The organism is Pseudomonas sp. HY13-MNA-CIBAN-0226, assembly GCF_040310305.1.
In the GTDB taxonomy this organism is placed as follows: domain Bacteria; phylum Pseudomonadota; class Gammaproteobacteria; order Pseudomonadales; family Pseudomonadaceae; genus Aquipseudomonas; species Aquipseudomonas gregormendelii.
In genome coordinates this window covers 181176-196524 of record NZ_JBEOPS010000007.1, presented here as the reverse complement: position 1 = coordinate 196524, position 15349 = coordinate 181176, and the positions used below count along the sequence as shown (strand labels likewise).

Here is a 15349-nt window from a genome sequence, read left to right as displayed (position 1 = left end):
AATCTGAGTACCCATCCTCTGAAAACATATGGCGCGCCCCAGGGTTGCCTTCTCGAGGTACCTCGCTTTTCGATCTCATTCGTACTGGGCTACCTTCCAAGTTTTTCGACCGGATAGCATTCCTTTTTCAGTTAAGGCGAAAGGTCATCTACAAGGCTTATTGGTATGTCCGTAAGAACGTTCGCGCGTAGGAGGAAAGCAGGGCGATTCAGCCCGATGGAGAGTGATTGCCTAATGGCATTGATAACCGTTTTTCAAGCATCCCTTGATCTGTTTGAAGGCGATGCCAGCGCAGCGACGGAATGGATGCAGTCGCCGGCTCGTGGGCATGGTTCGCTTCGTCCAATAGACATGGTGAGGACGAGAGTCGAAACGAATGCAGTCGTGGATCTAATTGGTCGATTGGAGCGGGGGGTGCTAGCTTGATCGTCACAATGGAACTCAGAGCGTCGCATGCGGTTGATTGCGCTGTCGCTCGTTCGGGCAGCGCCCGGCTCGACGGACGCGTTCACGTACGAAAGTTGGGCTGCGTGAGCGCAGGATCAATCTCTCTCCGTAAGAACCGAATCCCCTGCCTGAAATGTCGATGAGGTCTTGCAGTCTTTGGCCTTCCGTAAACGCCAACAGAGACGGATGCAGATTTCGATTGGAAAATCTTAAGGGGGATCGTACGTTGTTCCGCCTTGTGACGAGACCTTTAAAGATGATTGATGGCGCATTTTTTCCTTACCAGAGCTTGGCCAACAATCTGCTGGAGTACATTCCTGAGAGCTGCGCAGATGGCTCGCACGATCTTACGCACATCCATCGTGTGTGGCTTAACGCCAAAATGATCCACAGTATCGAGGGCGGTGATCTCGAAACGCTTTTGGCCGCGTCCATTCTGCATGACTGTGTTGCAGTGGAAAAAAACTCCCCACTGCGGGCCAAAGCTTCGACTCTTGCATCTGCAAAAGCCTCTGCCATTTTGGCTGATTTAGGTTGGGCAGAGTCAAATATCGCTGCTGTAGCCCTCGCAATAAAAAGCCACAGCTTTTCAGCAGGGTTTGAGCCCACCACCATCGAAGCCAAAATAATCCAAGACAGTGACAGACTCGATGCTATTGGCATGGTGGGGGTAGCGAGGTGTTTTTACGCTGCTGGTCGTATGGAGTCGGGGCTCTACGATTTTACCAACCCAACGGCATCGGGCAGGGAGTATCGCGACGACCGCTTCGCTATCGAGCACTTTCACACCAAGCTCCTCAAGCTAGCCTCTGGTTTTCAAACACAAGAAGGCGCGCGCATTGCCGAGAAAAGGCATCGAAGCCTTGAACATTTTTTGAATGAGTTCATGGGTGAGATTGGTTTACCGGATCGCTGATGCGTTGTCCCATTAGTCAGTGTCTGACGCAGCGAGATCATGAATAGAACCTACTGACGAACGATCTGGGGCCACGTATTTGGGGCGCATTTGGTAGTTTTTCAGAAAGCGGCTGGACTGAAGATTCGCACCTCTGCATGAATTCACATTGTCACAGATGAGGGATGTGGCGGGGTACCAGTATGATTTAGTTGGAAGCATGCGGGTATTTGCTATGCGCTGCTTCCACATCGTCTGGTGATGCCCTTCCTTTTCAAGGGTAGAGCATGTACCGGCTGTTCGCGTGCCACTGATCTGCGTCCAGATCTGTCGTGTCGAGTCCATAAGTGCGAAGAAGCCACCTCGAATCTTCACCATGCTCCTCGCCAACCTCAGCACGGCCATGAAGGCTGAGCCGATTATTCACGAGAACGATGTCGCCGGGTTCAAGTGGATGGGAGGATGCGCACTCAAGGCATGCGGCCTTAAACTCGTCCATGGCCAAGCTGGCAGCGGAAAGCTCATCGTCCGCCGTTCGGGCCGAACTGTGGCTGTATCTGATCCATGGTTGGCCCTCTACCCAAAACAGAAGTTGGGAGTCTTCAACGATCACGTCCGAGCCGAAAATTTCGCGTAATCGTTTTCGAAATGTACCCTGAGGGCCGATGTTGTACTGAGGTATCCCTAGTTCGCTGACGGTTGCCGGAGTGAGCTTTGCAAGCACCTCCGACAATGGCATCACGGTCGTGGGTACCTGCTTTGGATTGCGTAAAGCACACAGGCATACGAAATCTGGAGAAGGTGCGACTCGGTTGTCCCACGGATGTCTCTCACCACGAATTGGAAACCAAACGCCGTCGGTATGGCCCTTCATCGATCCTTTGGACTTTTCGGATTGATGACTTTCCCCCGGTATGACCACAAGGTTCACGAAAAGCGCACCGTCGTTTTCTGAGCCGTATGAGACGGTGTTTGAGCCCAGAACGGCGATGCAGCCGATGGCGGATGCACGTGCAGCAAGTGTGGCTTCGTTGTTAGGGACGGGAAGAAAACCAGTAGGCGTTTCCGACAGTTCGTTGTGATCGAACACCTTCGGTAGGTACACGAATGGTGCGTTCCATGCGTACGCCTTCACATTTACACACGTTAGGCTGCGCAGCTGAAGAAGCCGATCAATTTCTGGAAGCAACGTGTTCCCAAGAGCTACAGGATCATTCAACTGCTGCAGGGCGTCTGCAAAAGTCAGCGAAGCTCTCCAAACCGACACCGCTCCGCGAACGGCAACGGAAAAATGAGCGTTGATCAATTGTGTCCCTACGAGCGCGAGTGATATAAAGTTGATATAGCGTCACGGCAAAGCGCAACGCATCTGCCCGTCCGACGTTCCACTGACCAGAGTACAAGCCTCGTTTCCATGAAAAATCATGACATTGCGTTTTCCAATTGTCTCAGGCGTTGGGCTCATTGGCTAGACGATTTGGCCGACGAAGTGACGGTTCGAAGCACGCCCAATGGTTGGCAGTGCAATCTGAGTCTCCCAACCGGCCAAAATGTTGTGGGGGTCGGCGAAGATTCGTCCCTAGCGGTTCGCAGTCTCTTGGCCCACCTCGTGAATGAGGCGCCTATGCCGCTTGGTTCATGTGAACAGTTTGCCAGCCAAGAGGTCTTACTCCAGACATCTACGGCAAAGCCGAGGAAGATCGAAAAGATGGAGAAGCCTATGCAGCCTAAGGAAGGTCGGCGTACGGACACTGCAACCAAACCTCGTCGTGACACCATAGGCGTCACGACGAAAAAGTCATTTCACTCAGCTGTAGCGACGCTTGCGCGAAGTAGAGGTGTGGCCATTGCGGCTCTCACCCGAGACTTGCTGCAGGATGGGATAGATCGCTTTGAGTGTGAGATGGAGTCAAATAATCCATCCAGTCTTCTGCGTTCTTATGAACAGGCGGCCACGTCTTACGATGGCAGTGAAACGGAACATTGGGTGATTCGTGTTGATCGACCTCTGGCCAAGCTTGTTCGAATGACCGCTACGGAATTCGAAAAGTCGACATCGCAGATCACCTCATTCTTGTTAGCAGAGTCGATGCGACACGTGCCGTCCTGTGACAAAGCAAAGGTTCGTGATGCAATTAGTGAAAACGCGTTCATCGATGAATCAAGCGTAGAAGATGTGGCTCGAGAAATCCTGTCAGTGATGGTGCCAAAGAAATCTCGAGAGCTAGCTCAGAAGGTGGGTCTACGTGACCGGCGCGACGTTCTCTGCGTTGTATTGATGGGCGAAATGTTAGCCCCATCTAGAGTCGTGGATGCCGTTGCCGAAGAAATGGATGTACCAGCGGGGCTACTGATGGCGGCTACTAGATTCAATTTTGAACATCGTCAGGTTCCCGCTTTTAAATCACCGTCTGGAAAACCTCAGATGCTAAATACGCCGCGCACATGGCGCGAAGGAATTTCGGCGTTGAAGCTTCCCGAAAGCGAAGAGAGTTGGCTGTTCGGCTTAGAGAATTGAAGCATTGAACCCATTTGACAGAGCACGCCGCAAAGCAATCGAAATTAGAGCACTGCTAAGCGGCACGTCTCTCTCGAGTTGGCCTACATCACCTGAGCTTCTCGATCCTCAGAAGATTGAAGAAGTACTCGACTTAGTTGTGGAGTCAGTGCCTGCAGGCCATTTCAGCCTAAGCGGCGCAGATGCCGCACTGCTTCGACAGCGCTATACGATTTTCGTCCGCAGCGACTGTTCGCCTGCTGAGATGGCCTATCTGGTATCTCACGAGTTGGGGCATTGGTTTCTCGATGCTGAGAAAACTGCCGTGACCGTGGCTGACCTGTCTTCTATAACTACTCCCCACGGCGACCCTTCAGTGGTTGCTGTGGAGGGTTATGGAGCCAGAGAGCGCCAAGAACTCCAAGCTAACGTGTTTGCCCGGGAGCTACTGCTACCTCGCTCAGCCGCCAAAAAGTTCTGGAACGAAGGTCTGGGCGCGCACGTCTTAGCTGAGAATCTCAAAATACCTTTGGAAGTAGTTAGGCTTCAGTTGCTTGACGCACTTCTTCTGCCTGAGCAAGTAATAAGTCCCGTCGCTCCTCTACCCATCATGACGCCTGCACAAGCTGCGGCGGCTACTGCAACTGAGCGGTTCATAAACGTAGTCGCCGGGCCTGGAACCGGAAAGACAACGACGCTAATCCATCGCATCAAACACCTGATTGAGCAAGGTGCAGAACCCAGCAAAATTCTAGTTCTTACCTTCACCAATAAGGCAGCCAACGAGCTAGTTGAGCGGATGGAGGCATCAGGCATCAGAAGGGCTTCCGATGTTTGGGCGGGTACTTTCCATGCCTTCGGATTAGAGTTCTTACGCAAACACCACGATCTATTCGGTTTAGATGCTGATATCCACATGGCAGACCTGCTCAAGCAAGTGCGCATGATGGTTGGTCAACTCCACAAAATCCCGCTCAAGTATTTCCTTCGTCTTCAGGATCCCTATGATTGGTTGCCTGAGGTGTTCGGCCATATTGATCGACTAAAGGAAGAACTGGTCGACGTTCAGACATACCGCTCAAAGCTCGCCGCTTTGCCGCTGCCTGAGGCTGATATCGTGTCCCAGCGCGAGGATATAGCGGCTGTATACGAGGCATACGAAGCTACTCTACGTCGCCAGAAGCTGGTGGATTACACCGACCTCGTAGCACTGCCGACCTTACAGGCACAAAAAGATCGCGCCTCCGTCACACAATACTTTGATCATTTCGATCACATATTGGTGGATGAGTATCAGGACGTGACACATGTTCTGGTTGAGTTCGTTCGTGAGCTTTCAAGAAATGCCAAATCGGTCTGGGTGGTGGGAGACATTCGCCAAGCCATCCACCATTGGCGTGGCGCCTCGATCATGAGCCTTATGAAATTCGACAGTGCTTTTCGAAAGCATGCGCCGAATGCACAGGTTCGCAAGTACGAACTTGACCTAAATCGCCGTAGCACCCCCGAGATACTCGACCTCTTCTGCCATGCGGGTCGCGAACATGTTCTTCAGCCGAGGCTCCCACTAGAGCATGTGACTGCGTATCGGCAGTCGGTTGGTATGACACCATCGCTTTTCGAATGTGCGTCTCCTGAAAGCCAATCCCAAACCCTTGGGGATGCCATCGTCACCTTGGCCAATCGAGGAGTGGAATACCGAGACCAGGTAGTCATCAGTCGGAGTAAAGCTGATATCGAGCAAGTGGCAGATGCCTTGTCCGCAAGGCGTATACCTCACCTTTACATTGGCGATGTGTCGCAGCGCCCAGAAGTTAAGCGCCTTGTGTGCCTGATGCAGCTGCTATGCACCCGCCAGCCTCGCTCATTGGTGGGGCTTATCCAAGAACCTAAATATGCGATGTCGGTCGCTGACATGGAGTTGCTAACAAAAACCTGCAGCACCAAAGTGATGCTCCAGCGTGGTAAGTGGCTGAAAGCATATATGCCGGGTCTCTCGATCAATGGGCAGGCAGCGCAACTTAAATTGAGCGCCTTGCTGTCGGGCTTCAGTCGGCATTCCAGGCCGTGGGACTTCGTGTGCAGTGTTCTGTTGGATAGACGTTTCGGATTACCAGATCCTTCAAATCAGAGTATGGAGGCCCATACCGAACGCTTAGCTCTATGGCTGTTCGCCTATGCGGTGCGCAACGGGGACGGTGATGCCAAAGAAGCACGACTGTCGAGGTTTTTGCTACGCGAGGAGCTTCGCCGGCGCATCAACGAAAAGCTTGCAGATCGCGGGATACCACCAGAGGCCAGGGCACTGAATGCCGTACCGTTGATGACAGTTCATGGGAGCAAAGGACTTGAATTCCAAGCAGTTCATCTTATCGGAGTGGACAAAGACGCCTTTGGAAGCGAGAAGTCTTGGAAATACGATGCGCGTGCTTCCCAATTAGTACCGCCTGAGGTGCTCAACAGCACACAAAGCGAACATGATTTCGAAGCTTCCGTGGAGCGAAATAATTTGCTCTACGTTGCGCTATCCAGGGCAAAGGACGAACTGTATTTGTATGAACCTAGTCGGAGGGATCGCCCTGCGGCATTGGGCAACTCCGGCAGGTTATTAAACAAATTCCCAGGTAGCGCCGTTCCTATGGCAGCAATCAAACCGACACCGTTTGCAGGGAATGCAAACGTAGGATCGATCAACTACAGCCACTTCGAGTCGTTTATTAATTGCCCGCTGCACTACCACTATCGCTATGAGTTGAGTCTCACAGCTGAACAGCAGGTCGACATTTCAATCCGAGCGCGCTGGGCGGTAATGGATACTTTGGAAGGTTGGCTCAAAGGTATTCCAGCGAAACAAGCTTTTGCCGATGCGTGGGGGGCGCACAAGCTTCCGTCTGCAGAAGAAGATCCGGGACTGCATCGTGACGCAGTCATTGCAGCAAACCGAGGTGCCAAGATTATCCAGCGCACAGGTGGATCGTTAATCACTGATCTGATGGCCGATGTACAAGGTGTCCGCATCGAGTTGCCATGGATGATTTTAGTGGATAAGCCTGGGGCAACAGAAATCCACTGGCTCCGCACTCAGGCGGGCGTCGACACAACATTGAGTCACATGCGTCCGATGATGCTGAACATTGCTGGGCGTGTGTTTTCGAAGGTTGTTGTGCACTCCTTACTCACGGAGAAATCGAAGGAAAATGCTCCAGCGTATGCACCTGAGACCACCTCAGTTTACAAAATGGCAAAGCGTTTCGTCGCCGGTGACCGGTCAGCAAAGAAGGGGTTTTTGTGTCGGCGGTGTGCCTACTTAAGCATATGCGAAAACCGGCCATAGCTGCTGTGTGTGCCCACCAGTCCCTCGCTAGGGCACCTGCTCGTTTGAGACTCAGCGCTCATCATTAGCAGGTAGCTGCAACCGGATAACGCCCAGTTGAAGGTGGAATCAAGGAGTAGAACACCAGCTGGAAGCAGATTTATCTTCGCCTCATCTCTACTTTTTCCGCCAGATCCGTATGCGTCCGGGTAACACACCTTTCTGACTCCAACGTCTACCTGTTACGAACACGCCATCGCCACTTATCAACGCACGTGAGTGATCGGAATGTTACCGACGTATGGCTTGGTAAGGATCAAAAACTCAACGCCATGGGCTCTGGCTGATGGCACTATGAGGGTTGACTTCGACGGTGAGTAACAGCGATGAAAACTCGGCGGCTGGACAACGAGCAGTTACGCGCGATGATAACGAGCCAGATAGACCTTCGCGATGCCCTCAGGATATTGGCAGCTCGGGCACCTGTGATGAATTCGCGTGGCTTAGAGTCTGCGTATTGGGGTTTGCTTTCACTGCTAATCCTCAGCGCAGATCTTTGGGCGTTGTTGATTGGCGAAATGATCGTCAAGGAAATGAACTGCTTAGGCGATCAGCGTGATTGGCATTCAACGGAATGTTAAGCGCTTCAATTTATGGTGAGCGTCTACCCGACACTCTGCGTGATGGAGCGGTCGCACCATCGGTGCGGGAGCAATTCGTTAATTTCACTCGCTCGCTGCGTTGCCAGCTGCGTCAGCACATCTTTGAGATAGGCATACGGATCATGACCATTCATGCGCGCCGACTGGATCAAACTCATGATTGCCGCCGCCCGCTTACCGCTGCGTAGTGATCCGGCGAACAACCAATTCGAGCGTCCAAGATCCCACGGCCGTATCTGGTTTTCGACCGCGTTATTATCTATGGGCACTGCGCCGTCCTCTATATATCGAGCCAGTGCGCCCCAGCGCTTTAGGCTGTAATCCAGCGCTTTGGCAATAGCCGATCCTTCGGGCACAAGATCGCGCTGGGCCAGCATCCAGGCATGCAGTGCATTGAGTATTGGCGCCCCTTTTTCCTGACGTATCCTCCCGCGATCTTCGTCAGTCATATCTCGCGCTTGCCGTTCGATTTCGTACAACCCGCCAATCGAGTGAAGCGCCTGCTCGGCCAGTTGGCTTTTGTTGGTCGCATGCAGATCGAAGAACTTGCGGCGGGCATGCGCCATGCAGCCGATTTCAGTGATGCCTTGCTTGAAGCTTGCTTTGTAGCCGGCGAAGTCGTCGCACACCAACTTGCCATTCCACTGGCCAAGGAAGTTGCGCGCATGTTCGCCCGCACGACTCGGGCTGAAGTCATAAACCACTGCCTTGAGCGGCGAAAACGGCGTAGTGCAGTAAGCCCAAACGTAGGCACGATGGGTTTTCTTCTGGCCCGGCGCGAGCATCTGCACCGGCGTTTCGTCAGCGTGGATCACGCCTTGGGCAAGTATCGTTTCGCGTAACGCATCGACAAGCGGCTGAAGCTGCACTCCGGTTTGGCCGACCCATTGCGCCAGTGTCGAGCGAGCAATTGCCAAGCCGGCACGGCCAAAGATTTTCTCTTGCCGATACAGCGGCAAATGGTCAGCGAACTTGGCCACCATCACATGTGCCAACAGGCCTGCGGTCGGGATGCCTTTGTCGATCACTTGCGCCGGTACCGGTGCCTGGGTAAGCGTTTCACACTCGCGGCAGGCCCATTTTCCAAGGACGTGTTGCTCAACCGTGAACACGCCCGGCGTGTAATCCAGCTTCTCGCTGACGTCTTCGCCGACGCGCTGAAGCTGGCAGCCGCACACGCACTGGGTGTTCTCTCGTTCGTGACGGATCACAGTTCGTGGAAATTGTGGCGGCAACGGCGCACGCTTAGGTTGCTGACGCGGTTCGGCTGGTGCGGCGGGCGGATTGACCGCCTTTAACTCAGCCTCGATTGCTGCGATATCCGAATCAAGCAGGTCATCGAGCAGGCTGCCCTGATCAGGGCTAAGTTGCTCGCTGCGCTTGGCGAACTTGTGCCGTTTGAGCAGTGCGATTTCGTGGGTGAGCTGTTCGTTGAGCGTTTCGATCCGCTGGATCTTCTTGCCCATCGTGTCGACCTGCGAAAAGCAACTGCGCAGCGAAGGCACGCAGTTGATCGGGGGGCATATGATCGAGATTGGGCGAGGAAGTCATGCCGTGGATTTTACCAAAGGTCGTTTGCGGCAGTAGGTCAAGGCGCGAATTACAGCCTTTTAAAGCAGTGTGATTGCACCGCCAGCTCCACCCTTTGCCAAGGTAAACCGAGCACCAAGGCATGAAGTTGCTCGGCATCCAGCTCCATTTCACCGCCTTGTCGAATGCCAGGCCAATGAAATTTGCCTTGGTTCAACCGACGTGCAGCCAGCCAAACGCCTATCCCGTCATGCACCAGCACTTTCATACGGGTAGCGCGGCGATTGGCGAACAGATAAGCGCAGTGCGGCTTCGCCGCACCGAACACTGTAATCACTCTGGCCAGCGCTGTTTCAGTGCCGGCACGCATGTCCATGGGTTCGGTGGCGAGCCAGATAGCATCGATGCGAATCATTGCGTGAGCCCACGGACAAAGCGGGCACATCCTTCAGGATCAGAAGTTGGCCATTTCACTGTGACCGATTGATCGCCAAACGGTAGATCGATGACCGCCGATGTTTCAGTCGGCCGTTTTGGCGTAGATTTCACTGGAATAAAAGCAGGTAGCATTGCTGGCGGCTGATCTCGGTACAGCGGCATCCATTTCCGAATTACGTTAGCGTTGATGCCATGGCTGATGGCGACGCCGGAGATGGTCGCGCCCGGCTGCAGGCATTCCTGAACAACCTGGGCTTTGAACGATTTGGGATAAGAGCTTCGTTGGCGCATGGAATTCCTGACGTTAAGGGCGATAGCGTCGCTTAAAAATACGCGGACACCATCGCCCTTAATACTGGGGTTCGGAAGGTGACTTGGCCGGACGCTTACTGTTGACCCAGCGCGATCTGGTGCCCAACGGATCAGCGACGGCCAAAGCCTTGGATTACAGCCTTAGACGCTGGGTAGCGCTGACGCGCTATCTGGACGATGGGGGCTGTGCCCATAGACAACAATGCAGTCGAAAACCAGATTCGGCCGTGGGCACTTGGACGTTCCAACTGGTTATTTGCCGGGTCGCTTCGCAGTGGGAAACGGGCGGCGGCGATCATGAGTTTGATCCAGTCAGCGCGCATGAATGGGCACGATCCGTATGCGTATCTCAAAGATGTGCTGACGCGGCTGCCGACGCAGCGGGCCAGTGAGATAGGTCAAATGTTGCCGCATCAGTGGAGGCCTGCATGATATTACGCAATGTCATGCACCTTACTCTTGCTCTACAGCTGCATTTCGGCAAGAGCCCTTTCCAACGGCAGGTCTGAAATTTGTATGACCCCGGAAAAAGGAATATCCATGTCGAGAACGAGAAAGACCGAAGCGGCTAAAAGAAACGCTGACACGGTGAACATCCCAACAACCATAGGGTTTCGTGGGGCCCGATACCCAAAGCTGGCAAAAATGAGTGTCATCCAGGCCCCCAGCATCACTATCAAGAGCCTTGGTATAGCTCCTTCCGACTGCTCAACAATCCTCCAGCGTTGCTCAATGATCGAGTGATATTGCTGGCGTATGTCCGATAGCATGGTCTCGTGATACCGGTCGGGCGGAGCAATGGCGGCCAATGCTCCACCTATATCATCAAGATATTGAACGGCTGGGCTTTTGCGATGCTGCAATGCCTGATCGCCGCTGTAGGGGGTTGAAATCGCATGTTCGAGATAAACGATTAAATGTTTACGAGTGTCTTGGGCGGCGAGGCCATACGACTTGAGCGTTCGGTCGAGAATAATCAGGCTCGTTGCGTAAGCGTGATAGTTGGCATCGACGTTTTCGTATGTGTTTTTGGCGGAATTGATTAGGAGGCCAAATACAAGGGACGTCATTACCACGAAGATATTCGCTACCAACCGAACCACGGCGTTCGTCTCTTCATCCTTGTGCCGGGCCGCGAGCTTGGGATACACATGCATCATCAACAGTGCTGCCGATAGTAGGCAGATAAAGACCGATACCGCGACCCAAGTAGACTCCATGCGCTTACGCTCTCAAGGTCTTAAACGTTAATCCGGTTTGGAGCCATGGAGGCATAACCTATACCGGGCAGAATGACGCTCATGCAACGGCTGATCCAGCCGATCTGTTACGCACGCAATCGGGTGATATTGTCGCCTGAGCGAATAGGATCACTAAGTGCTCCAGTCAGTCTGCGCGCCGAAGTAGAACAGTTCGCAAATTTTTGCTTTTCAACAGATTAGCATGAGGGAGGAATCGTTCAGCGATTAGCTGTTGATCAGTAAGCGCTGTCGAGCAAGCCAGCTTTCCTAAAGGCTTGGCGCAAGGGCAGCAAGCCACCTTAGGCACACGTACTTTTGCCAGCGCTTACTTTTTTGTACCACCTGCCGCCGGATCAGAGATTGCACGGCTGACCTGTGCAAGGTGAGTTCGGCATTCGCTTACCCTCTTCAGCGTAAGCGGTCGCGATGATTGTTAACCGATTTCTGCCCAGCGAATAGCGTCACCCAAGATGGCAAGGTGTGTTGGCCGGATGCTTACCCTAGTTCTGCAATGCGACCGACTTCATCCTGAAGCGCTTTTAGGCGCTGCTCATAAGTCACGCTCATATCTTGGCTTGAAGTGATCAAGAGGAGGTCAAGCGGATCGAAACCGAGCAGATTAGCTAGGGTGACGCCGGTGCGCTCTTACTGAAGCTTGTCGACCCAACGGCGCAGCGCCGACTCACCAACACTCAGCGAGCGACTGGCTTCGACGAAGCTGTAGTTTTGCTTAAGCACGAGGTCGGCAGCCTCGCGTTTGAATTCTGGAGAAAAAGTACGGCGTTGCTTGGTCATCTGACACCTCGATCTGGCGGGTATTCTCGCCTAAATGGGTGTCCGGTTTCATTAGACCACTACAGCTCACAGCTTGACGTTGGGAGGCGAGCTCACTCCCTTATCAGCACGTGCGATGGCGACGCCCAGCATCATTTACCTTGTTTCATGTCGCGGTTTTAGGGTTTGTTCAGCAATGCTTCACCCAACCTGGTCGTTTTTGTTAGGATTGTGAGCAGTGCATAATGATGGCTTTTTGCCCGTGATCGGCGGTTAACGAGGGCAGAACTCTCTCGTATATCCAAAGGTCGGCTCAGAAGCCGTTTTCAGCTCTATAACCGCAGCGTTTTAAATGAAGGATCATCCAGTGACCACTTTGAGTTTTCATCAGTTTGTTGTTGATGAGGTAGTAAGGCACTGGCAGGCCAAAAATGAACCTCTTCTCCTGTCAAAGCTTGGCCAAGCGGCATCTAGCCGAGGTTTTGCGCTGCATACTGAGCTCGGCGGGTTGAAGCTGTCCCAGTTCATACATCACTACCTTGATGATGAAATTGAAGTCTCCAGCCCTAACGCGAGTGGTTTGCTCTTAGGGGCTCTGCCGAAACAACCTGTAGCGGTCGAGACTGCCGCTATAGCTGAGCGCCCGTCAGTGCCGCCAGCAACGTTCAACAGGGCCATGCAAGCCGCGTTCGAGCGTCCTCTGGCTGACCAGATGGAACGCTGGATCAGAACTGTTCCAACCGTTCATTATATGGATATACCCCCTTCAGAAAGCGCCCCAGCTGCTTATACAAAGCTTGAAAGTAGATACCTTTCCCGGGCGGAAGATGGTGGTACTGGCTCTGACTTTTACGAACGTATAAAGCTCTGGATTCACGATCAAGGGCTCGATATCAATGACTTTACGCACAAGCCAACTTCAAACACCGAAGGTGGGCCCTCGTTGCTGACTCAACTGATGGAAAGCCTAACGGAAAGTGAGCTCAAGCGCATTTCCCTGCCGCTGGATATCGTTGCGAAGCTGATGAGGAAGTAATGGAGTATTTTTTTGGGTTCGCGGGTGTCCCGCGTGAGCTGCGTGAAAAAGTAGAAGCCAGAAATAGCGAGTTTTCCAGAGGTGCAGAATTCTGCATCGACAAGATGCCTAGCTACGTTCCGTACGGCCCCCAAGGTATCGATTTTTTTATGAACGTCTTTCAACGGAAAATCGATGCGGGCGGAAAGGTCGCGCAAACAGCGTTTGCCATTATCTATCTGGTTCGTGACCCAGAGAGTTCGAGCGCTTTCGCAAGCGCTTTTTTCCCCCACACCATGATGGTGCCCGTCGAATGGCAGTGGGATGGAACTCGGCTGAATTCAGTCGGGAAGGCAGTGAACGAGCTGACGGAGAAACTTAAGCAGGCGACAGCAATCGCCCGAGAAGCTCTATCCGTTGTGCGAGATGAGGTGGTTTCCAGGGCCCAGAGCACCCCGATTCTGCTGCCTGTGCAGAACTTCAACTCCAAAGCATTCGTGCCAGCCTTGCAAAAATTGCACTTGGAGCTGGCAGCTGGAATTGTGCCAAGTAACGCAGTTTTCGAGCATCGCAAACGAATGCTGGATGCGCATCCGATGCAACGAATTGCGGGCAGAAGCAGAAACTGTTTTGTCGATGATCGACAAGTCGAGTTTCATCCTCCAGGCAATGATCGCCACGGCTTCTCCAGGGCAGGCGGGAGTCATAATCTCGCGTGTATTTTGTCAGGGAGAAGACGACTGGGAGCACCCTATGACCAGCTCTTTCACTATGACTGCACCAAGGGGACAAGGAATTTGAAGGGACAGTTTCCCGGTTGTCATTCAACAGCCCAAGCGTACGAGGGGAATCCGCACTTGAATATTGCCCCCAATGACCACGTACGCGTTTGATGCGCATGCATCATCTCTGGTTAGCCCCGTGGGGTCAGTGAGGGGCGTGGCAGGGTTTGCGGTGATGTGAGTAGTAGAATGACGCGGGTGTCTTCAAAACGCAGAAATGACAACGGCCAGCATAGCTGACCGTTGATGCCTCTACGAGGCTAATTCATTACTGAGCCCTGCAGGAGCTATGTCCTGGCACGTGTCTTATGGCAAGTAAGCCAAGGAATGGGGCACTTCCGGAAACGCGCCATTCAATCTAACTTATCATGCCAAGCTGAAGCACAGGCAATGACTGTGTTCAACGGTTCGCTTGTTGCGTTCCCCACATCTCTCATCTGTGTAAGGCGGAGAGGGAGTAGCAAGCACGGGGCTTTTGTAAGCACTACCTGTGTGCTTGAGGCGATCATATCATGTCGTTTCTGGTGAATACTATCGGTATCTCAAAAGCATACCGATTCACCTCAGCGCTCCTGTCGCAAGCCACTATCGACGAGTGGCAGAGGGCAGGCGAATACCAGTGGGTTCTGGTCAGTCATCCAGGTGCAGCGCCAAATAGTTAACCAAATCTAGCGGAGTCCGGCTGTCGATCACCTTGTAGATCAGATCACGTTTACCGCGTGGTAATTTCTTCACCACACTTTTCGCCGATGCTCTGATGGCTTCGTCTGTTCCATGGATACGTGCCGCAAGGAGCAGCACTAAAGTGGCATCAGTGAGATTCATATAAGACCAGTGAACTGACTCAGCCATATGCGGATTGGATGGATGCAAGGCGCTCAGAATTTAACCTTCCACATTCGGCCTCTGCTTCCTGGCGGGTCGCAAAGGTTGGCTTCAACCGCTGCTTGTCTTGATTATCGTAAAGGTCAAAACCATTGGAGACTGTTTTGCTGTAGTAACGACCGCCTTCACGTACAGATTCCGATACTACAGGGGTCGCCGGAACAACCACGTATCTAGAAAGCATATTCTTTTCCTCTTGTACGACTGCAATCAGCACGGAAGATAAGGCATAGCGGCTATTTGCTACTAGATCAAGCGCCTTTGATGATTATCTGATGAGCCGTCTTTCGTAACTGACACGCATTCGAATTCACCAATGTGCCCACTAGCGGAGCTCGGCCCGGCGGACGTCCGACCACTTGTGCGTCATCTCTCCATTAAGGTCGCGAAGCGTCTGACAGTGACTCTTTACACAAAGCTCACAGTACCGAGGCGCCCCAGTAGGGACGGAATTCGATAGTCAGAACGAAGTCCTTCAGAGCAGTTGAAACAATTCGTCGTAAATTATGCTTCGGCGCGATCCTTGACTCCCGGGATTCATAGACAAGACTGAGTTGA

12 protein-coding genes and 3 pseudogenes are annotated in these 15349 nt (G+C 52.9%); 7 read left to right on the top strand and 8 right to left on the bottom strand.

Going from position 1 to position 15349, the window contains the following annotated elements:
- Nucleotides 1-165 precede the first annotated feature (165 nt).
- Together AAEZ05_RS10080 and AAEZ05_RS10075 are read left to right on the top strand one after the other, a co-directional pair.
- Nucleotides 166-426, top strand: coding sequence for an antitoxin Xre/MbcA/ParS toxin-binding domain-containing protein (locus AAEZ05_RS10080; protein ID WP_350647159.1), 261 nt, complete (start codon nucleotides 166-168; stop codon nucleotides 424-426).
- 277 nt (nucleotides 427-703) lie between these two features.
- Nucleotides 704-1363, top strand: a complete 660-nt coding sequence (locus tag AAEZ05_RS10075; protein ID WP_350647157.1) for an HD domain-containing protein — start codon at nucleotides 704-706, stop codon at nucleotides 1361-1363.
- Nucleotides 1364-1616: 253 nt separating this feature from the next.
- Here AAEZ05_RS10075 and AAEZ05_RS10070 read toward each other — a convergent pair whose 3' ends face one another.
- Nucleotides 1617-2648, bottom strand: coding sequence for a TauD/TfdA family dioxygenase (locus AAEZ05_RS10070; protein WP_350647155.1), 1032 nt, complete (start codon nucleotides 2646-2648; stop codon nucleotides 1617-1619).
- Nucleotides 2649-2966: 318 nt separating this feature from the next.
- Between AAEZ05_RS10070 and AAEZ05_RS10065 the strand changes: the two genes are divergently transcribed.
- Nucleotides 2967-3860: a hypothetical protein gene (locus tag AAEZ05_RS10065; RefSeq protein WP_350647151.1), complete on the top strand. Its 894-nt coding sequence runs from the start codon at nucleotides 2967-2969 to the stop codon at nucleotides 3858-3860.
- A gap of 4 nt (nucleotides 3861-3864) precedes the next feature.
- A complete protein-coding gene (locus tag AAEZ05_RS10060) occupies nucleotides 3865-7173 on the top strand; it encodes a UvrD-helicase domain-containing protein (protein ID WP_350647149.1) in 3309 nt (1102 codons plus the stop codon).
- A 643-nt stretch (nucleotides 7174-7816) separates the two neighbouring features.
- Here the strand turns inward: AAEZ05_RS10060 and tnpC are convergent.
- The 3 genes and pseudogenes from tnpC to tnpA all read right to left on the bottom strand — a co-directional run bounded on the left by tnpC (nucleotide 7817) and on the right by tnpA (nucleotide 10073).
- Nucleotides 7817-9365, bottom strand: a pseudogene (tnpC, locus tag AAEZ05_RS10055) (IS66 family transposase).
- A 49-nt stretch (nucleotides 9366-9414) separates the two neighbouring features.
- The gene (tnpB, locus tag AAEZ05_RS10050; RefSeq protein WP_350647147.1) at nucleotides 9415-9759 is read right to left on the bottom strand and encodes an IS66 family insertion sequence element accessory protein TnpB; all 345 of its coding nucleotides are present in this window, start codon (nucleotides 9757-9759) and stop codon (nucleotides 9415-9417) included.
- Nucleotides 9756-10073: an IS66-like element accessory protein TnpA gene (gene tnpA, locus AAEZ05_RS10045; protein ID WP_350647145.1), complete on the bottom strand. Its 318-nt coding sequence runs from the start codon at nucleotides 10071-10073 to the stop codon at nucleotides 9756-9758. Before tnpA ends, tnpB begins: the two co-directional genes overlap by 4 nt.
- Nucleotides 10074-10171: 98 nt before the next feature.
- Between tnpA and AAEZ05_RS10040 the strand changes: the two are divergent.
- Nucleotides 10172-10526: pseudogene (locus tag AAEZ05_RS10040) on the top strand (IS66 family transposase); the annotation flags it as partial.
- A gap of 32 nt (nucleotides 10527-10558) precedes the next feature.
- Here the strand turns inward: AAEZ05_RS10040 and AAEZ05_RS10035 are convergent.
- Both AAEZ05_RS10035 and AAEZ05_RS10030 read right to left on the bottom strand, forming a co-directional pair.
- The gene (locus AAEZ05_RS10035; protein WP_350647143.1) at nucleotides 10559-11314 is read right to left on the bottom strand and encodes a bestrophin-like domain; all 756 of its coding nucleotides are present in this window, start codon (nucleotides 11312-11314) and stop codon (nucleotides 10559-10561) included.
- A 669-nt stretch (nucleotides 11315-11983) separates the two neighbouring features.
- Nucleotides 11984-12130: pseudogene (locus AAEZ05_RS10030) on the bottom strand (transposase); the annotation flags it as partial.
- Between the two features lie 346 nt (nucleotides 12131-12476).
- Between AAEZ05_RS10030 and AAEZ05_RS10025 the strand changes: the two are divergent.
- Both AAEZ05_RS10025 and AAEZ05_RS10020 read left to right on the top strand, forming a co-directional pair.
- Nucleotides 12477-13145, top strand: coding sequence for a hypothetical protein (locus AAEZ05_RS10025; protein WP_350647141.1), 669 nt, complete (start codon nucleotides 12477-12479; stop codon nucleotides 13143-13145).
- Nucleotides 13145-14017: a hypothetical protein gene (locus AAEZ05_RS10020; RefSeq protein ID WP_350647139.1), complete on the top strand. Its 873-nt coding sequence runs from the start codon at nucleotides 13145-13147 to the stop codon at nucleotides 14015-14017. The genes AAEZ05_RS10025 and AAEZ05_RS10020 overlap by 1 nt, the downstream gene beginning before the upstream one ends.
- Before the next feature lie 519 nt (nucleotides 14018-14536).
- Here the strand turns inward: AAEZ05_RS10020 and AAEZ05_RS10015 are convergent.
- Both AAEZ05_RS10015 and AAEZ05_RS10010 read right to left on the bottom strand, forming a co-directional pair.
- A complete protein-coding gene (locus tag AAEZ05_RS10015) occupies nucleotides 14537-14731 on the bottom strand; it encodes a DUF7740 domain-containing protein (protein ID WP_350647137.1) in 195 nt (64 codons plus the stop codon).
- 19 nt (nucleotides 14732-14750) lie between these two features.
- Nucleotides 14751-14975: a hypothetical protein gene (locus AAEZ05_RS10010; protein ID WP_350647135.1), complete on the bottom strand. Its 225-nt coding sequence runs from the start codon at nucleotides 14973-14975 to the stop codon at nucleotides 14751-14753.
- Nucleotides 14976-15349: the final 374 nt, after the last annotated feature.